The sequence below is a fragment of the Shinella sp. GW835-FHT14H05 genome, from assembly GCF_058793575.1.
The window spans coordinates 124,585-141,639 of the sequence record NZ_JBXAFY010000009.1 but is presented as its reverse complement, the minus strand read 5'-3'; the positions used below and the strand labels follow the sequence as shown (position 1 = coordinate 141,639).

General features: G+C 65.5%; 17 protein-coding genes. 7 read left to right on the top strand and 10 right to left on the bottom strand.

What is annotated here, in order from left to right:
- Nucleotides 1-19: 19 nt before the first annotated feature.
- The gene (locus AC1Q6Z_RS24180) at nt 20-979 is read right to left on the bottom strand and encodes a GlxA family transcriptional regulator (RefSeq protein WP_492649568.1); all 960 of its coding nucleotides are present in this window, start codon (nt 977-979) and stop codon (nt 20-22) included.
- A 100-nt stretch (nt 980-1,079) separates the two neighbouring features.
- On the opposite strand from AC1Q6Z_RS24180, the gene AC1Q6Z_RS24175 reads away from it, so the two are divergent.
- A complete protein-coding gene (locus tag AC1Q6Z_RS24175; protein WP_492649567.1) occupies nt 1,080-1,625 on the top strand; it encodes a cysteine hydrolase family protein in 546 nt (181 codons plus the stop codon).
- Between the two features lie 195 nt (nt 1,626-1,820).
- Complete coding sequence (locus AC1Q6Z_RS24170; RefSeq protein ID WP_492649632.1) at nt 1,821-2,966, top strand: ceramide glucosyltransferase; 1,146 nt, start codon at nt 1,821-1,823, stop codon at nt 2,964-2,966.
- A gap of 4 nt (nt 2,967-2,970) precedes the next feature.
- On the opposite strand, the gene AC1Q6Z_RS24165 is transcribed toward AC1Q6Z_RS24170, so the two are convergent.
- Nucleotides 2,971-3,561: a TetR/AcrR family transcriptional regulator gene (locus AC1Q6Z_RS24165; RefSeq protein WP_492649566.1), complete on the bottom strand. Its 591-nt coding sequence runs from the start codon at nt 3,559-3,561 to the stop codon at nt 2,971-2,973.
- Nucleotides 3,562-3,679: 118 nt separating this feature from the next.
- Between AC1Q6Z_RS24165 and AC1Q6Z_RS24160 the strand changes: the two genes are divergently transcribed.
- Nucleotides 3,680-4,903: an MFS transporter gene (locus tag AC1Q6Z_RS24160; RefSeq protein WP_492649565.1), complete on the top strand. Its 1,224-nt coding sequence runs from the start codon at nt 3,680-3,682 to the stop codon at nt 4,901-4,903.
- A gap of 61 nt (nt 4,904-4,964) precedes the next feature.
- Here the strand turns inward: AC1Q6Z_RS24160 and AC1Q6Z_RS24155 are convergent, their stop codons facing one another.
- A complete protein-coding gene (locus AC1Q6Z_RS24155) occupies nt 4,965-5,720 on the bottom strand; it encodes an SDR family NAD(P)-dependent oxidoreductase (RefSeq protein ID WP_492649564.1) in 756 nt (251 codons plus the stop codon).
- Nucleotides 5,721-5,854: 134 nt separating this feature from the next.
- Between AC1Q6Z_RS24155 and AC1Q6Z_RS24150 the strand changes: the two genes are divergently transcribed.
- On the top strand, nt 5,855-6,748 hold the full coding sequence (locus AC1Q6Z_RS24150) for an AraC family transcriptional regulator (RefSeq protein WP_492649563.1): 894 nt from the start codon (nt 5,855-5,857) through the stop codon (nt 6,746-6,748).
- 52 nt (nt 6,749-6,800) lie between these two features.
- On the opposite strand, the gene pyrG is transcribed toward AC1Q6Z_RS24150, so the two are convergent.
- The 4 genes from pyrG to AC1Q6Z_RS24130 form a co-directional block, all read right to left on the bottom strand.
- Complete coding sequence (gene pyrG, locus AC1Q6Z_RS24145; RefSeq protein WP_256115837.1) at nt 6,801-8,429, bottom strand: CTP synthase; 1,629 nt, start codon at nt 8,427-8,429, stop codon at nt 6,801-6,803.
- Between the two features lie 148 nt (nt 8,430-8,577).
- Nucleotides 8,578-9,081 carry a preprotein translocase subunit SecG gene (gene secG / locus AC1Q6Z_RS24140; RefSeq protein ID WP_256115836.1) on the bottom strand — a complete coding sequence of 168 codons (504 nt, stop codon included), beginning with the start codon at nt 9,079-9,081 and terminating at the stop codon, nt 8,578-8,580.
- 123 nt (nt 9,082-9,204) lie between these two features.
- A complete protein-coding gene (tpiA, locus tag AC1Q6Z_RS24135; protein WP_492649562.1) occupies nt 9,205-9,975 on the bottom strand; it encodes a triose-phosphate isomerase in 771 nt (256 codons plus the stop codon).
- A 52-nt stretch (nt 9,976-10,027) separates the two neighbouring features.
- Nucleotides 10,028-10,912 (bottom strand): alpha/beta hydrolase, encoded by an 885-nt coding sequence (locus AC1Q6Z_RS24130; RefSeq protein ID WP_492649561.1) that lies wholly within the window; start codon nt 10,910-10,912, stop codon nt 10,028-10,030.
- A gap of 209 nt (nt 10,913-11,121) precedes the next feature.
- Here AC1Q6Z_RS24130 and parE point away from each other — a divergent pair, with 209 nt between their 5' ends.
- Both parE and AC1Q6Z_RS24120 read left to right on the top strand, forming a co-directional pair.
- The gene (parE, locus tag AC1Q6Z_RS24125) at nt 11,122-13,185 is read left to right on the top strand and encodes a DNA topoisomerase IV subunit B (protein WP_492649560.1); all 2,064 of its coding nucleotides are present in this window, start codon (nt 11,122-11,124) and stop codon (nt 13,183-13,185) included.
- Nucleotides 13,186-13,255: 70 nt separating this feature from the next.
- Nucleotides 13,256-13,687 carry a hypothetical protein gene (locus AC1Q6Z_RS24120; RefSeq protein WP_492649559.1) on the top strand — a complete coding sequence of 144 codons (432 nt, stop codon included), beginning with the start codon at nt 13,256-13,258 and terminating at the stop codon, nt 13,685-13,687.
- Here AC1Q6Z_RS24120 and AC1Q6Z_RS24115 read toward each other — a convergent pair whose 3' ends face one another.
- Nucleotides 13,688-14,815, bottom strand: coding sequence for a DUF2336 domain-containing protein (locus tag AC1Q6Z_RS24115; protein ID WP_256115830.1), 1,128 nt, complete (start codon nt 14,813-14,815; stop codon nt 13,688-13,690).
- 132 nt (nt 14,816-14,947) lie between these two features.
- On the opposite strand from AC1Q6Z_RS24115, the gene AC1Q6Z_RS24110 reads away from it, so the two are divergent.
- The gene (locus AC1Q6Z_RS24110; RefSeq protein WP_492649558.1) at nt 14,948-15,598 is read left to right on the top strand and encodes a hypothetical protein; all 651 of its coding nucleotides are present in this window, start codon (nt 14,948-14,950) and stop codon (nt 15,596-15,598) included.
- A gap of 209 nt (nt 15,599-15,807) precedes the next feature.
- On the opposite strand, the gene AC1Q6Z_RS24105 is transcribed toward AC1Q6Z_RS24110, so the two are convergent.
- Both AC1Q6Z_RS24105 and AC1Q6Z_RS24100 read right to left on the bottom strand, forming a co-directional pair.
- Nucleotides 15,808-16,416 carry a flavin reductase family protein gene (locus AC1Q6Z_RS24105; RefSeq protein WP_492649631.1) on the bottom strand — a complete coding sequence of 203 codons (609 nt, stop codon included), beginning with the start codon at nt 16,414-16,416 and terminating at the stop codon, nt 15,808-15,810.
- A gap of 4 nt (nt 16,417-16,420) precedes the next feature.
- On the bottom strand, nt 16,421-17,005 hold the full coding sequence (locus AC1Q6Z_RS24100; protein ID WP_492649557.1) for a nitroreductase family protein: 585 nt from the start codon (nt 17,003-17,005) through the stop codon (nt 16,421-16,423).
- Nucleotides 17,006-17,055 lie beyond the last annotated feature (50 nt).

The following is a 17,055-nucleotide window of genomic DNA, read 5'->3' as shown; positions in this document are numbered from 1 at the left end:
GCCGCGGCCGGACTGATCGTCAGGAGCGGAAGCGCTTGCGATATTCCCCGGGCGTCAGCCCGACGATGCGGGCGAAAACCTTCCGGAACGCGCCGGGATCGACATAGCCGACATCGACGGCGACGCTCTCGACAGAACGCGTGGTGAATTGCAGCATCTCCTGCGCCTTTGCCACGCGCAGCCGCTGGCAATAATCGGTCGTCGTCAGCCCCGTCGCCTTGCGAAAACGCCGCAGGAACGTGCGCGCCTCCAGCCCAGCCTGCGCGGCAAGCCCATCGAGGCCGATCTCCTTCGCCTCGCTCGCCTGCAACCAGTGCTGCACCTTCAGGATTGCCGCGTCGCCATGCAGCAGGCGCGGCGAGAAGGTGCTGTAGTAGCGTTGCTCGCGGCCCGGCGGGTCGATGACGAATTGCCGGGCGATCTCCAGCATGATCGTCGGCCCGAGAAAACGGTCGATCAGTTTCAGCCCCAGATCCACCCAGGCCATGACGCCGCCCGCCGTGAAAATATCGCCGTCGTCGTTGAGCAGGCGGTCCGTATCGACGTGGACATCCGGAAAGCGCATCTCGAACGTCTCCGCGATCACCCAGTTGGTGGTGATCGTGCGGCCGGCCAGAAGCCCGGTCTCGCCGAGCAGGAAGGCGCCGGCGCAGATCGAGGCGAACTGGATGCCGGAGGCGTGGCATTCACGCAGCCAGGCGGCGAAAGGTGCTGCATCCTCCCGCCGGATCGGATCGCCAAGTGCGGGCGGCAGCACGAGCACGCAGGGCCGCGACGCCCCGTCGATGGCGCCGCTGGCGTCGATGCGCACCGGCGCGCCGTCCTCCAGCCGCCAATGGCTGACCACCAGCGTCGGCCCCGCCCGGCCCTTCTCGCCCGCCAGTTCCGTCGCCGAATTGAACAGATCGGTCATGCCGAGCACGGCGGCCATCTGCACACCGGGATAAAGCACCAGTCCGATCTCGGCCGCGTCTGCCATGTCACTTTCACCCTGTATTATGTCGGTATCGCCAATGGCGAGACATGGCAGGGCAGAGGCACAATGTCCATGACATCAAGCAGCAGGGAAAGGACACCCCATGAGCAAACGCGCCGTCATCATCGTCGACCTCCAGAAGGACTATCTCGCCACCGGCAATTTCGCGCTGACCGGCATCGACGCCGCCGCCGCCAATGCGGCCCGCGTCGTCGAGGCGGCCCGCGGCAAGGGCGACCGGATCGTGCATGTCCACCACATCGCCAAGGACGCCGATTCGCCGCTCTTCGCCCCCGGCACGGATGGCATCAATCCGATCCCGGCCATCAGGCCGCAGGATGGCGATACCGTCATCGTCAAGAACTATCCGAACTCGTTTCGCGAAACGACGCTGCAGCAGGCCTTGCAGGCGGACGGCATCGAGGAGGTGGTGGTCGTCGGCGCGATGAGCGACGTCTGCATCGATGCGACGGCGCGCGCGGCGGCCGATCTCGGCTACGGCCTCACCGTCGTGCACGATGCCTGCGCCACGCGCGACAAGGCCTTTGGTGATTCGGTCGTGCCGGCCGCCCAGGTCCATGCCACGATCATGTCGGCGCTGGAATTCGGCTACGGCAAGGTCACGACGACCGCAGATTTCCTCGCATAGGCCTGGAAAACCGGACGAAAACCGTCACCTCCGCCCTCGGCGGGGGTGGCTGCCGCCTGTCCGCCGACGCGCTTCAGGCCGCTCCAGGGCGGCCCGTCATTCCCGTGTCATGTGACAATGGTGTTTCTTCCCGCGTGAATGAACCCGGCAGCCGCCAGCATGGCCCGGCGCCCTTCGGAGTACGCGTGAATGGACATGGCTCAGGCCTTCGCCCTTGCCTCGGGCGCTCTCGTCGCCACCAATGCCGCAAGCATCCTTATCGCCGGAAGGCGGCTGAAAGCCGTCGATGCCGCTCCGCCGGAAATCGAGGAAAAGCCGCCGGTATCGATCGTCGTTCCCGTGCGCGGCATCGAGAACTTTTCCGCCGAGACGCTCGCCCGCGCCTTCCGCCTGACCTGGCCGGACTATGAACTGCTGTTCTGCGTGGCGCATGCCGGTGATCCGATCATCCCGGAAATCGAGAAGACGGCGGCGGCGCATCCGCATGTCGCTGCCCGCATCCTGATCGGCGACGACCGCATCAGCGCCAATCCGAAGCTCAACAATTGCGTCAAGGGCTGGCAGGCGGCGCGCCACGACTGGGTGGTGCTCGCCGATTCGAACGTGCTGATGCCGCCGGACTATATCCAGCATCTGATGGGCGGCTGGCGGATCGATTCGGGCCTTGTCTGCTCGACGCCGCTCGGCTCGCGCCCGGACGGGTTCTGGGCGGAGGTGGAATGCATGTTTCTCAACACCCAGCAGGCGCGCTGGCAATATGCCGGTGAGGCGATCGGCCTCGGCTTCGCGCAGGGCAAGAGCATGCTCTGGTACAAGCCGATGCTGGACGCAAACGGCGGCATCCATGCGCTGAACGCCGAGATCGCCGAGGATGCCGCCTCGACGAAGCTCGTGAGCCGTCTCGGCCTGAAAGTGCACCTCGTCTCCTCGCCCTTCGAGCAGCCGCTTGGGCGGCGCACCGGGCAGGAGATCTGGTCGCGCCAATGCCGCTGGTCGCGCCTGCGCCGCGTCACCTTCCCTGGCTTCTTCACCCCGGAAATTCTTCTGGGCGCCCTGCCGCCGCTGCTGCTGGCGCTGGTCGCGGCATTGATCGGCGACGCAACGCTCGCGCCCGCCGCCCTCCTGGTGCTGGCCGCCATCTACCTGCCGGAAGTCGCCCTTGCCTTGGCCAAGGGCTGGCGGCTTTCCGTCTGGTCGGTGCCGGCGATGATCGTGCGCGATTGCATGATGCCGGCCGTCTGGCTGCGAAGCTGGGTCGGCGGCAATATCGACTGGCGCGGCAACACGATGACGATCGGCACGACCGCCTGCGAATTGAAGGAAGCGCCGGCGGGCTCGTAACCCGTCAGCCTTTCACCCGCAGACCGTCCAGCAAGGTCCGGAACCCGCGGACCGCCCGCTTCGACGTCTCTTCCGGCGTCTCGGACTTGGCGATCCACAGTGCCGCATGGCTGCTCGCCCCGTTGATCAGGCGGGCGGCCGTTTCCGTGTCGATATCGGCCATCACGCCGTCGCCCTTCAACTGCTCGATGCTGTGGCTCAGCGCCGCAATGCAGCCATTGCTGGTCGGCCATTGCGAGACGTCGCCGAGCACCGCCGGCCCGTCGCGAAACATGATGCGCTGGATTTCCGGCTCCAGCGCCATCTCGATATAGGCGACGCATTCCTCGACGAACCCGTCCCATCGGCTCGGTGCCCCGGCCGAAATCGTGTGCAGCCGCGCCGTCATCTCCGCGTCGATCTGCTGGATGACCGCCTGGAGCAGCCCCTTCTTGTCGCCGAAATGATGATAGAGCGCGCCGCGCGTCAGCCCCGCCTCCGCGGTGAAATCATCCATCGACGCCTCCGCATAGCCGACGGTGCCAAAGGCAAACCGCCCCGCGGCAATCAGCTTGGCTCTCGTTTCGGCGATCATTTCCTCGCGCGGCTTGCGCATGGCAGCTCCTTTTTACATACGCCGCGTATTTTATTTGACATACGCTGCGTATGCAACTATCTCTTCGACATACGCCACGTATGTAAGTGGCTGACCATTCATTTGCGAGGAGCAGGCCATGGCCAACCCGTATAAAGAGATTTTCAGCGTCCCAGGAACCGTGGGCTTCTCCGCCGCCGGTTTCCTCGCACGCCTTCCCATCGCCATGGCGCCGATCGGCATCGTCGCCATGCTGTCGCAGACGCGCGGCGAATATTGGCTCGCCGGCGCCGTCTCCGCCACCTTCGCGCTGACCAACGCCCTCATCTCGCCGCAGGTCTCCCGCCTCGTCGACCGCTACGGCCAGGCGGCGGTGCTCACCCCGGCAACCATCGTCTCGGTCGTCGCCTTCCTGCTGCTGATTGCCGGCACCAACCAGGGCTGGCCGGTCTGGACGCTCTTCGCCAGCGCCTTCCTCGCCGCCGCCATGCCGAGCATCCCTGCCATGCTGCGCGCCCGCTGGAGCGAGATTTTTCGCGATCGGCCCGAGCTCAACACCGCCTTCGCCTTCGAATCGGCCGCGGACGAGCTGGTCTACATCGCCGGCGCCTCGCTGTCGGTCGGCCTTGCCGTCGCGCTGTTTCCGGAAGCCGGCATGCTGATCAGCACCGCCTTTCTCGCCGTCGGTAGCTTCTTCTTCCTGCTGCAACGCGGCACGGAACCGCGCATACACTATGTCGCCGGCAGTAAGCCGCAGAAATCGGCGATCCGCCTGCGCCCGGTGCAGATCATCACGCTGGCGCTGATCTTCGTCGGCTCCACCTTCGCCACGGCTGAAGTGAGCGCGGTCGCCATCACCAAGGAACTCGGCCAGCCGAATGCCGCAAGCCTCGTCATCGGCGTCTATGCCATCGGCTCCTTCGTCGTCGGCCTCGTCCTCGGCGCGCTGAACCCGAAGATGGCGCTGCAAAAGCAGTTGTTGATCGCCGTCGCCGTGCTGGCGCTGACCGCCCTGCCGCTGCCCTTTGCCGGCTCGGTGCCGCTGCTGGCCGTCGCGGTCTTCGTCAGCGGCATCGCCATCTCGCCGACCTTCATCACCGCCTTCGGCCTGGTCGAGCGCCGCGTGCCTGGCGCCATGCTGACGGAAGGCGTCACCTGGGTCACCACCGGCATCGGCATCGGCATGGCACTCGGCGCCTTCGTCGCGGGCTGGGCGGTCGATAATTTCGGTGCACAGAACGGCTTCTGGGTCTCCGTCGCCGCCGGCATCGGCGCCCTGCTGACCATCAGCCTCGGCCAGCGCACGCTCGCCGGAGAGGATTGCGACGACAGCGTCTGCCCGCTGGTGCAGGCCGCCGAGTAGCCCTCGCCCCTGAACACAAAAAGCCCGGCCTGCGCCGGGCTTTTCAGTTTTGACGATGGCGTCAGATCACCTGGCCGCCGGACACCTCGATGCGCTGGCCGGTGATCCAGCGGTTGTCCTCCGACAGAAGGCTCGCGATCATCGGGCCGATATCGTCCGGCACCCCGACCCGGCCCAGCGCGGTCATGTCGGCGAACACCGTGTTGAGATCCGGCATGTCGCGCACCGCACCGCCCAGGAAATCGGTCTCGATGGCGCCCGGCGCCACCGTGTTCACCGCAATGCCACGGCTGCCAAGCTCCTTCGCGAGATAGACGCTGAGGATTTCCACCGCCCCCTTGGCCGCGGCATAGGCCGAGAAGCCGGGATAGGAGACGCGGGTGAGACCCGTCGACAGATTGACGATGCGCCCGCCATCGGCAATCAGCGGCAACAGCGCCTGCGTCAGGAAGAACACGCCCTTGAAATGCACGTCGACCAGGCTGTCGAACTGCGCCTCCGTCGTCTCGGCAATCGCCGCCATGTCGCCGTGGCCGGCATTGTTGACGAGATGGTCGAAGTTCTCGCGCTGCCACGTCTCGGCGAGCGCCTTGCGCAGCGCTTCGACGAAAGCCGCAAATCCGGCAACCACGCCGGTATCGAGCCGCAGCGCGACGGCCTTGCGGCCCAGCGCCTCGATTTCGGCGACGACGATGCGCGCATCCTCCTCGCGGCTCCGGTAGGTGATGATGACGTCGCCGCCGCGGCGGGCGATGCTGAGGGCGGTATTGCGTCCGAGGCCGCGGCTGCCGCCGGTGACGAGAGCGATCTTGGTCATGGGAAACTCCTTCGGTTGGAATGACCGATTGATACCAAGCGCCCCCGCCGCCGGTCGTTACCGGAAGCTCGCCGATCCTTGCCTGATCCTCCAAACCGATTTACGCGGGCGCCGGACGCCGCTAGGATGCCGGCATGACAGAGACGCTCCTTGCCACCGTCCGCCGCTATGTCGAGGCCAATGCCGATGCCACGGGCATCGCCCGCACACCCGTGCCCGGCCTCACCACCATTCGCACCACGCAGCCCACCGGCCTCGACTATATGATTGCCCGCCCGCTGGTCTGCCTCGTGCTCCAGGGCAGCAAGCATGTGACGATGGGGGCGAACAGCTTCACCTTCCATGCCGGGGATTCGCTGCTGATTACCGCGGACGTGCCGACCGTCAGCCAGATCCTGCAAGCAAGCCCCGAAGCGCCCTACCTCTCCCTGGTGCTGGACCTGAACCCAGCGGTCATCGCCGAACTCTGCGTGGAGATGCAGGCAACGGCCGCGCCCGGCGGGCTGGCGATACGCTCCGCACCGACGGACAGCGAGGTAAGTGACGCGGCGCTGCGCCTGATGCGCTTGCTCGATCGTCCGGCCGCCGTGCCGGTGCTGCATGCGCAGCTCGTGCGTGAACTGCATTACTGGCTGCTCGAAGGCCGCCACGGCGCGGCCATCCGCCAGCTCGGCTATCCGGATGGACAGGCACAGCGTGTCGCCCGCGCCGTCGCGCTGCTGCGGGCGGAGTTCGCCCAGCCGCTGCCGGTGGACAAGCTCGCCGCCATTGCCGGCATGAGCCCGTCCTCCTTCCACCAGCATTTCCGCAACGTCACTTCGCTCTCACCCTTGCAATTCCAAAAGCAGTTGCGGCTGATCGAGGCGCGGCGGTTGATGCTGTCGCAAGGCGCCAATGCCAGCACCGCCGCCTATGCCGTCGGTTATGAGAGCGTACCGCAGTTCACGCGCGAATACCGCCGCATGTTCGGCCTGCCGCCGGCGCAGGAAACCCAGACAGCCCGCAGCCTCACGCTGGAATCGGCCTGACGCAAAAAGCCCGGCACAAGGCCGGGCTTTTGTCATTCTCCCATATCCGGTGTCAGACGAGCCGGCTCTGCTCCAGCGCCGCTTCCACGAAGCTCGCGAAAAGCGGGTGCGGATCGAGCGGGCGGCTCTTCAGTTCCGGGTGATACTGCACGCCGATGAACCACGGGTGATCCGGATATTCCACCGTCTCCGGCAGCACGCCGTCCGGCGACATGCCGGAGAACACCAGGCCGCAGCCTTCCAGCCGGTCCTTGTAGTCGACGTTCACTTCGTAGCGGTGGCGGTGGCGTTCGGAAATATCCGTCGAGCCGTAGATGTCGGCGATCTTCGTGCCGCCCTTCAGCGAGGCGCGATAGGCGCCAAGGCGCATCGTGCCGCCAAGATCGCCGGAGGCCGAGCGCTTTTCCAGCTCGTTGCCCTTCACCCATTCCGTCATCAGGCCGACGACCGGATCGGCGGTCTTGCCGAATTCGGTGGACGAGGCCTTCTCGATGCCGGCGAGGTTGCGCGCCGCTTCCACGACCGCCATCTGCATGCCGAAGCAGATGCCGAAATAGGGCACCTTGCGCTCGCGGGCAAAGCGCGCCGCATTGATCTTGCCCTCGGAGCCGCGCTCGCCAAAACCGCCGGGAACGAGGATGCCATGCACCTTCTCAAGGTACGGCGCCGGGTCTTCTTTCTCGAAGACCTCCGACTCGATCCATTCGAGCTTGACCTTGACGTGGTTGGCGATGCCGCCGTGGTAGAGCGCCTCGATCAGCGACTTATAGGCATCCTTGAGGCCGGTATATTTGCCGACGATGGCGATCGTCACCTCGCCTTCCGGCGTCTTGATGCGATCGGAAACCGTCTGCCAGGCTTCAAGCCGCGGCTTCGGCGCCGGCTCGATGCCGAAGGCGGCGAGCACTTCGTCGTCCAGGCCTTCCTTATGGTAGGCGAGCGGCACGTCGTAGATCGAAGCGACGTCAAGCGCCTGGATGACGGCGGTCGCGCGAACGTTGCAGAACAGCGAGAGCTTCTTGCGCTCGGCTTCCGGGATTTCGCGGTCGGCGCGCACCAGCAGGATATCCGGATGGATGCCCATCGCCTGCAACTCCTTGACGGAGTGCTGCGTCGGCTTGGTCTTGAGTTCGCCTGCGGCCGGAATGTAGGGCATCAGCGTCAGGTGGACATAGACCGCCGTGCCGCGCGGCAGGTCGTTGCCGAGCTGGCGGATCGCTTCCATGAAGGGCATGGCCTCGATGTCGCCCACCGTGCCGCCGATCTCGCAGATCACGAAGTCGTAGTCGTCATTGCCTTCGGTGACGAAGTTCTTGATCTCGTTGGTGACGTGCGGAATGACCTGCACGGTCGCGCCGAGATAGTCGCCGCGGCGTTCCTTGTCGATGATGTTCTTGTAGATGCGACCGGTGGTGATGTTGTCGGTCTTGGTGGCCGAGCGGCCGGTGAAGCGCTCATAGTGGCCGAGGTCGAGGTCGGTTTCCGCACCGTCGTCGGTGACGAACACCTCGCCGTGCTGCGTCGGGCTCATGGTGCCCGGATCGACGTTCAGATAGGGGTCCAGCTTCCTGAGGCGCACGCGATAACCGCGGGCCTGAAGGAGAGCTCCGAGTGCAGCGGCGGCAATGCCTTTTCCGAGGGAAGAAACCACGCCGCCTGTGATGAATACATATCGCGCCATGGGAGTCACCGGATACCTTTTCAAAATCGATTCCGCCACCGAAAAATCACCTTGGGCGTGATTTCGGAAGACGCAATCGTCGTTTTACACAAGAAGAAGGCCGGTTGGATTTCGCCAACCGGCCGGTTTGTTTTTCAGCCCCTGCGGCTTACTGGCCGCTCGGGACGCCGGAGTTCTGCTCCGTACCCGTTGCGCCACCGGTCGTGCCGGTGCCCGTCGTCGTGTTGCCCGTGCCGGTCGTGGTGTTGCCCGTACCCGTACCCGTACCGGTCGCAGCGCCGCCTTCGGTCGGAACGGTGTCGGTGCCGGTCGTCGCAGGCGTCTGGTTGTTGTTCTGCGTGCCCTGGTTCTGCTCGGCCCCGCCGAGCGCGTCGAGGACGCCGCCCGTGCCGGTCGTGCCCGGAATACGGTCGAGAATGTCGGTCGGCTGCGTTTCGTAACGGGCGAGGATGCCCATGCCGAGCGCCAGCACGAAGAACAGTGCGGCCAGGATCGCGGTGGTGCGCGTCAGGGCATTGGCCGTGCCGCGGGCCGACATGAAGCCGGAGCCGCCGCCGATGCCGAGGCCGCCGCCTTCAGACCGCTGGATCAGCACGACGCCGATCAGCGCGACGACGACCATGAGATAGATGACGAGCAAGATGGTCTGCATGTTTCAGGATCCCGGCCAGACGGCCCAAATTTCAGGTTTGCGGCTCAATATACCAAGCCGCGCACCATTCCAAGCCCTTACCGGCCAATCCGCCCGCCCTTTTGCGGGCAGGCCATTGGCGCCTCAGGCCGTGAGCTCTTCGTATGCCCGGTAGATGGCAAGGAAGTCGTCGGATTTCAAGCTCGCGCCGCCGATCAGCGCACCATCGACATTGGTCACACCCATCAGTTCCTTGGCATTGCCCGGCTTCACCGAACCGCCATAGAGAATGCGCATCGTGGCGCCCTCGCCGGCAAAACGCGCCGTGAGTTCCGCGCGCATGAAGGCATGCGCCTCCTCGACGTCGGCCGCCGTCGGCGTCAGCCCGGTGCCAATCGCCCAGACGGGCTCGTAGGCGATCACGGTGTTTTCCGCCGTCGCACCATCCGGCACGGAGCCGGCAAGCTGCGTCTTCAGCACGTCCAGCGTTTTGCCGGATTTGCGCTCGTCGCCGGTCTCGCCGATGCAGACGATGGCGACGAGGTCGTTTGCATGCGCAATCTCGGCCTTGGCGCGCACCAGCGCGTCGCTTTCCTTGTGGTCCGTGCGGCGCTCGGAATGGCCGACGATGACGTGGCTGCCGAAGCAGTCGGCGATCATTTCGGCGGAAACATCGCCGGTATGCGCGCCAGAAGCCTTTTCATGGCAATCCTGCGCGCCGATAAGCAGCGGGCTATCGTCGCAAAGCGCCGTCGCCACATACAGCAGCGTTGCCGGCGGGCAGATCAGCGTCTCGACCTTTTCGGAAAGCGGTCCCTTCACGCCTTCGGCCATCGCCTTGATCTGGTCGAGCGACGCGCGCGTGCCGTTCATCTTCCAGTTCCCGGCAACGAGCGGGGTTACGTCCGGTGTCATGAGGCCTCCCTGTCCTTAAAGATTGTTGGCTTGCGGCGTAGCAAATCGAAGCCTACTGCGCAAACAGCCAGTTGAGCGTTTCGCGCCAATCGGTCATGCGCACCGGCGTGCCGTGGCCGCCGGTCTGGAACAGCACGAAGCGCGCCGGGATGCCCGCCTTCCTGAGCTTGCGGAAGACGGCGATCTGGTCGTTCGCCTGGTAGACGCTGTCGCTGTCGCCATGGGTGAAGAAGACCGGAAGCTTCGCCTTGAAGGCCGCGGTCTTGGCATAATCGCCATCCGCCGCCCCGCCCATCAGCACCATGCCCGAGAGGCTTTTCACCGCCACCGGATCGCGCGCGACGCGGGCGCAGATGAAACTGCCCATCGAGGCGCAGGCGAGGATGACCGGCGCATCCGGCGAGAGCGCCTTGGCGGTGAGGATGAGGCCGGAAATGCGCGCGGCCCCCTTGTCGTCGAAGGAGGGCACGCTCGCCGCGTAATAGACCCCGCCACCCCGCACCGCGAGGTTTTTCAGCCGGTTGAAATTGCCGCCAAAATTCCAGTCGTTGTTGCCGAGCCGCCGGTCGCCGCCGCGACCGTGGATGAAGATGACGGTGAAGGCCGCCCCCTCGCCCTTGCCGGTCATCGCCACGTCGATCGGCCCGGCCGGCGTGTCGAGCGTCGTATTCTTCTGCGCCTTCTTCACCGCCGTCGAGACATAGGCCGATTTCGCCCGGCGCTCCGGCACCTGGTCGCGCCCGTTGATATCGCGCATTTCCTGGTAATCGACGACGCTGAGCGCGCCGTCGTCGGACGTCTCGATCACCGTGCCATAGCGGAAAAGCTCGTCCTTCCAGGGGTTCAGCGTCAGCGCCGCCGCATCCTGAACCGCAAGCGCGGTGAAAACCGCGGCGAAAACCAGCCGGCGAAGGCAATGAACTGTGGACTGAGGCATGAACTGTCGTTCCCTGGGGCTGGCGATACTTGCCATCCGCCTGCGCGCAACGCAATCCTCGCCCAGCGGTTGGCGCGGCCCGGCATCGCGAAAACCCACGGAATCTGGCAGAGTCGCGAGTGATTCGCCCGCGACCTCATTTGTGCCAAACCCCGATCTTCCCGGATCGGCGGGAGAAAATGGCAAACGGAACAAAATCTGAACGGCCCATGCAAGACGACAGCAACGACCTTTTCGCCAACGTTCCCCCTCAACCCGCCGCCGCGTCGCCCGCACCGGCGGAAAAGCCGGCTGCCGCGCCGCCGCGCGAGGCGCGCGCCGTCCAGCCCATCAGCGAGGGCTCCGGCGGCTATGATGCCTCGGCGATCCGCGTGCTGGAGGGCCTGGAGCCCGTGCGCATGCGGCCAGGCATGTATATCGGCGGCACGGACGAGAAGGCGCTGCACCACCTCTTCGCCGAAGTCATCGACAACTCGATGGACGAAGCGGTCGCCGGCCACGCCAACTTCATCGACGTCAACCTCGACGCCGAGGGCTACCTGACCGTCACCGACAACGGCCGCGGCATCCCGGTGGAAAACCATCCCCAGATGCCGGGAAAATCGACGCTCGAAGTCATCCTCACCGTGCTGCATGCCGGCGGCAAGTTCGACGGCAAGGCCTACGAGACCTCGGGCGGTCTGCACGGCGTCGGCGTTTCCGTCGTCAACGCGCTGTCCGACCATCTCGAAGTCGAGGTCGCCCGCAACAAGAAGCTCTACCGCCAGCGCTTTTCGCGCGGCAAGCCGGTCGGCGGCCTGGAAGAGCTCGGCGATGTGCACAACCGCCGCGGCACCAAGGTACGCTTCCACCCCGACCCGGAAATTTTTGGTGCCCACGCCCGTTTCGATCCCGGCCGCGTCTTCCGCATGGCCCGCTCCAAGGCCTACCTCTTCGGCGGCGTTGAAATCCGCTGGAGCTGCGACCCGTCGCTGCTGCTGGAAGGTTCGGAAACGCCGGAAAAGGCGGTCTTCCATTTCCCCGGCGGCCTGAAGGATTATCTCCAGGCGACGCTCGGCAAAGACTACACCGTCACCCGTGAAATCTTCGCCGGCAAAAGCGAAAAGTCCGGCGGTCACGGTTCGCTCGAATGGGCGGTAACTTGGTACGGCGGCGATTCGCTGATCCACTCCTATTGCAACACCATCCCGACGGCCGACGGCGGCACGCATGAGGCGGGACTGCGCATCGCGCTCACCAAGGGCCTCAAGGCCTATGCCGACCTGACGCAGAACAAGCGCGCCAAGGACATCACCACGGACGATGTGATGATTTCCGCGGTCGGCATGCTGTCCGTCTTCATCCGCGAGCCGGAATTCGTCGGGCAGACGAAGGACAAGCTCGCGAGCGTCGAGGCCCAGCGCATCGTTGAAAACGCATTGCGCGACCCCTTCGACCACTACCTCGCCGACAATCCGGGCGAAGCGGCCAAGCTGCTCGAATGGGTGATCGAGCGCGCGGAAGAGCGCATGCGCCGCCGCAAGGAAAAGGAAGTCAGCCGCAAGACCGCGGTGCGCAAGCTGCGCCTGCCGGGAAAACTGGCCGACTGCTCGCAGAATTCCGCCGAGGGCGCCGAACTCTTCATCGTCGAGGGCGATTCGGCCGGCGGCTCCGCCAAGCAGGCGCGCAACCGCGCCAACCAGGCCATCCTTCCCTTGCGCGGCAAAATCCTCAACGTCGCCAGCGCCGGCCGTGAAAAGCTCGGCGCCAACCAGCAGATCTCCGATCTGGTGCAGGCGCTCGGCTGCGGCACGCGCACGAAATATCGCGAAGAGGACCTGCGCTACGAGCGCGTCATCGTCATGACCGATGCCGACGTCGACGGCGCGCACATCGCCTCGCTGCTGATCACCTTCTTCTATCAGGAGATGCCGGATCTCGTGCGCGGCGGCCACCTCTTCCTCGCCGTGCCGCCGCTCTACCGCCTCAGCCAGGGCGGCAAGACACTCTATGCCCGCGACGACCCGCACCGCGAGGAGCTGATGCGCACCGAGTTCAACGGCCACGGCAAGGTGGAAATCGGCCGATTCAAGGGTCTCGGCGAGATGCTGCCGGCGCAGCTCAAGGAAACAACGATGGACCCGAAGAAGCGCACGCTGCTCAAGGTCGCGATCGACGACGTCGACTTCGAAGGCACCCGCACCGCCGTGGACGACCTGATGGGCACCAAGCCGGAAGCCCGCTTCCGCTTCATCCAGGAGCGCGCGGTCTTCGCCGACAACCTCGATATCTGAGGCATTGCCGCCTTATTTTCGCGGCAATGCCTGCCTCTAACCGGCAGCAACGAAGGCGGAAAGGACGGCCATGAAAGCTGCGCTCATCGTCATGACGATCATGGGCTGCGACGACAGCGCGACCCAGTGCCACTATATCGATACGGTCGGCAAGAGCTGGCAGACCGTGGCGCTCTGCGACGCGCAGGCCGAGACCTATATCAACCGCCACCAGGACAAGAACTATCCGGTGATCGTCGCCGTCTGCGAAAGCTCCGGCGACCGCATGACCGCGGATGTGGCAAAGCCGACGCCCGAGGCCAAGCCCGCCGAAACCGCGACCACGGCCGAAGTGCCCACACCGGCCGAGACCGCAGAGGCCAAGCAGGGCCTCGCCGCCCGCACGCTGAATTTCGTCAAAAAGGCCATCCCCGACAAGGCCGCGCTGAAAAGCGCCGTCACAACGCCGGTGCGCTATGCGGAGGACGGTTATTCCTGGGTCGTAAAACGCTTCGCGGACTGATCAGGCCGCTTCGCGCGCCGCAATGAGCGCGTAGCTGCGCGCCGTCTGGCGTTGCTCGGCGATTGCCAGCCGCTCGACCAGTTCCAGCATGGACTGGCAGGAGGCATTGCCCGCCGCCCGCGCACGCGACAGCAGGTGCTCGGACACCGAAAGCCCGTCATCCTCGCCCTTCGCCTCGCGGCGCCAGAGCATGGTCGCCTCGGCGAAGAGCGCGCTGATATCCCGGCCGAGCCCGGCCGTTTCATAAAGCGCCCGCACCGCCGCCTCGCGACCATCCGACAGGATGGAGCGGACGCGCCGCTCCGCCTGCCCCGAAAGATTGGTAATCGCCGAGGCGAAGAATTCGACGCGGCCGGTGCAGAGCGCATGCATGAGGAAGACGGGCGTCAGCCGCCCCGTCAGGCGCAGGTGCTCGACCAGGGCCGGCATTTCGGCCGCGGCCACCTCGCCCACCATGCCGATCGTCGCCACGTCGCAGGCTTCGCGCGTGATGCGCTCGACGCGGCCGGTGCCGACGGCGGCCTGGATGAGCCCGAAGCCGGCCAGCGCCGTGCCGATCTTCTCGACCAGCGCATGGCGCGCATCGCTCGGCAGGTCCTCGCGGTCGAGCAGCAGCGCGCGGATTTCCGCATCGTCACCGAGACGGTCGGCGATGCGTGTCAGGCTGCGCCGCGAAACCACCGCGCCTTCGTTTTCCAAAAGGGCCAGCACGTCCGGCACCTCGCCGATCTCCGCAAGCGCTGCCGAAACGGCGCGCGAGACGAAGGAGCGGTTGGCGATCAGCATGCGCGTCACGTCATTGCCCTTGGCGGCCAGATCGACGAGATCGGCATCCGTCAGCAGCGACGAACATAGAATGATATGGGCGGCGATTTCCGGCTGGTCTTCCGCCAGCGGCAGGATCACGGCGCGCGGCGCATCCTCGCAGTCGGCCAAGGCTTCGGCCAGTGCAAGCCGCACTTTCGGCGCCGGATCGTCGAGCAGGAAGATCATCGCCATCTCGGCGGCGCGGCGATCGTCTGCACAGATCCGCGACCGTGCGTAAGCCCGCGCCAACACACTGGCCGCCTTCGCCCTGTCGGCGGCCCGGGCTGTCTCGACCCAACGGAGGAAAGCATGAACGATCAATGGACGCCCCAAACGCCTGCACCACAACTGCTACGGAAAACACGCTAGCGGCAAAGTGTTTAAGATTGGTTCACCATATCCGTTAACCGGATGGTCGTTGCCATACCCGGCCGCAAAGCCTTATGAAAAGCCATGGAAAAGCTGCCCCACGCCCTGCTTGAGACCGCCCCGCCCCCCACAGGACGCGGCGCACTGGTCTGCATTGGCGACTCAGGCATCGAGAGTCGTTTTGTCGTCGTGCACCCCGACGCCAGCCTCGAAACGCTTCGCCAAGCCATTGCAGGCGGTGCCACCGGCATCGCCCTCACCGGCTGCCGTACGGGTGCCGACATCCAACGGCTGGCCGTCCTGTTGTCCGCAGCCGAAGCGGAGGAAAACCTCGCCGAAGGCAGCGCCCCGATTCTCGCGATCACCGACGGCATCCTGCCGGCACCCATGTCGCCGCAAGGCTTTTCCGGCAAAACCACACGGCTAGCCGGTCTGGTTTGGGACCAGAGGGGCCTTGTAAAAACCCTCGCCGTAGAACCGACCCGAACCGAAAGCGACGAATGGACCACCGCCTTCGCCGCAGCCCGCGCCGCCGTCCTGCTCACCGCCGCAGCCGCCGGCATCCCAGCCTACGATTCGGCCTCGGACCTCGCTGGAGAGCTTTTCGCGACGGATTGCGAACGCTCACGGGCCGATGGCTTCTTCGGCCGGCTCACAAGCGACCCGGCACAGATGGCCATCATCCAAACAGTGTACGCAGGTGGCCGTGGATCCTCGGGTCAAGCCCGAGGATGACGGAGTGTGTGGGAACGGCCGGCGAACAGCACCGTCATGCGAGGACGACGGCATTGCGGGGGAACAGCGGGCAAAACAGCACGGTCGCGCGGGATTCATCAAGGGCGTCGGGTATATCGATAGACGCACTACCCCGCGCCGCGGCGCTCCCCGGATACAGGGCACCACCTCTCCCCCGTCATCCTCGGGCTTGACCCGAGGATCCACCCTCACCCGACCTTCGGCCGCCCCATGGCGAAGACATCCGCCCCGCCGTCGCAATAGTCCATATAGCCCATCCGGCCGAGCGGACGTGCAACCGCCATGTCGATCCTGCCGTCGCGCAGGATTTCCGGGCTGATGTGGATGCCGACGACCTGGCCGAACACCACCCAGTTGTCCGATTCCCGCCCGTCGAGATCGACAGGCCGCAGGATCTGCGTCGCGCGGCATTCGAGCGCCGCATAGGCCTCGCCGACATAGGGCGCATCGACGAGACGGCCGGTGACCGGCGTGAGCTTGGCGATGTCGAATTCATCGACGCCGTAAGGAACGGCAACAGAGCTCGCATTCATCTCTTCGGCCAGATGCCGGCTTGCCAGCGAGCAGGTGAAGACGCCGGTCCCTTCGATATTCGTCACGCTGTCCTTGTGGCCGCTCGACGAGAACATGACGAGCTTCGGCCGGTCGCTGACCGCGTTGAAGAACGAATAGGGCGAGAGGTTCAGCCGCCCATCCGCCGCCTTGGTGCCGATCCAGCCAATCGGCCGCGGCGCAACGATCGCCTTGAAGGGATCGTGCTTCAGGCCGTGGGCGTTGTCCGCCGTCTCGTAGAACAGCGCGTCAGGTGTCATCGCCCACCCATGTGACGATCTCGGCCAGTTCCGGCCGCGGCCGTTCGGTCGGCGGTACGGTCGGCGTGCCGATATGGATGAAGCCGGCGATCTTCTCGCCCTCGTTGACGCCGAGGATCGCATAGGCGCGCGGGTCGTAGGCATACCACTCGGTCAGCCAGTTCGAGGAGAAACCATGCGCGTTGGCCGACATCACCAGGTTGAGGCAGACGGCGCCCGCCGACATGAGCTGCTCCCATTCCGGGATCTTGAAATGCGGTGCGGCACGGCTGACGACGGCAACGACGACCGGCGCGCGGGTCAGCCGCGTGTTTTCCACCTTCACCATCTCCTCGGAAAGCTCCGGCTTGTCGCCGATCGCGATCTTGGCGAGCGCCTCGCTGATGCGCCGGCGCTCCTCGCCGCGATAGACGATGAAGCGCCAGGGGGCGAGCTTGCCGTGGTCCGGCACGCGCGAGGCGAGCGTCAGCATCGCCTCCACTTCGCCCTTCGAGGGGCCGGGTTCGCCCATCTGGAAGGCAGGGATCGACCGGCGGGTCGAAAGATAATCGATCAGCTTGATTTCGGTTTTCATCGGGAGGGAGTTCCAATATCTTGGCCCGCGGATGCGGCCTTGAAAATGCC

What these genes read in the sequence shown, in the direction of transcription:
- AC1Q6Z_RS24180 (WP_492649568.1), bottom strand. Translation starts at nt 979, where the DNA reads ATGGCAGACGCGGCCGAGATCGGACTGGTGCTTTATCCCGGTGTGCAG.
- AC1Q6Z_RS24175 (WP_492649567.1), top strand. Translation starts at nt 1,080, where the DNA reads ATGAGCAAACGCGCCGTCATCATCGTCGACCTCCAGAAGGACTATCTC.
- AC1Q6Z_RS24170 (WP_492649632.1), top strand. Translation starts at nt 1,821, where the DNA reads ATGGCTCAGGCCTTCGCCCTTGCCTCGGGCGCTCTCGTCGCCACCAAT.
- AC1Q6Z_RS24165 (WP_492649566.1), bottom strand. Translation starts at nt 3,561, where the DNA reads ATGCGCAAGCCGCGCGAGGAAATGATCGCCGAAACGAGAGCCAAGCTG.
- AC1Q6Z_RS24160 (WP_492649565.1), top strand. Translation starts at nt 3,680, where the DNA reads ATGGCCAACCCGTATAAAGAGATTTTCAGCGTCCCAGGAACCGTGGGC.
- AC1Q6Z_RS24155 (WP_492649564.1), bottom strand. Translation starts at nt 5,720, where the DNA reads ATGACCAAGATCGCTCTCGTCACCGGCGGCAGCCGCGGCCTCGGACGC.
- AC1Q6Z_RS24150 (WP_492649563.1), top strand. Translation starts at nt 5,855, where the DNA reads ATGACAGAGACGCTCCTTGCCACCGTCCGCCGCTATGTCGAGGCCAAT.
- pyrG (WP_256115837.1), bottom strand. Translation starts at nt 8,429, where the DNA reads ATGGCGCGATATGTATTCATCACAGGCGGCGTGGTTTCTTCCCTCGGA.
- secG (WP_256115836.1), bottom strand. Translation starts at nt 9,081, where the DNA reads ATGCAGACCATCTTGCTCGTCATCTATCTCATGGTCGTCGTCGCGCTG.
- tpiA (WP_492649562.1), bottom strand. Translation starts at nt 9,975, where the DNA reads ATGACACCGGACGTAACCCCGCTCGTTGCCGGGAACTGGAAGATGAAC.
- AC1Q6Z_RS24130 (WP_492649561.1), bottom strand. Translation starts at nt 10,912, where the DNA reads ATGCCTCAGTCCACAGTTCATTGCCTTCGCCGGCTGGTTTTCGCCGCG.
- parE (WP_492649560.1), top strand. Translation starts at nt 11,122, where the DNA reads ATGCAAGACGACAGCAACGACCTTTTCGCCAACGTTCCCCCTCAACCC.
- AC1Q6Z_RS24120 (WP_492649559.1), top strand. Translation starts at nt 13,256, where the DNA reads ATGAAAGCTGCGCTCATCGTCATGACGATCATGGGCTGCGACGACAGC.
- AC1Q6Z_RS24110 (WP_492649558.1), top strand. Translation starts at nt 14,948, where the DNA reads ATGGAAAAGCTGCCCCACGCCCTGCTTGAGACCGCCCCGCCCCCCACA.
- AC1Q6Z_RS24100 (WP_492649557.1), bottom strand. Translation starts at nt 17,005, where the DNA reads ATGAAAACCGAAATCAAGCTGATCGATTATCTTTCGACCCGCCGGTCG.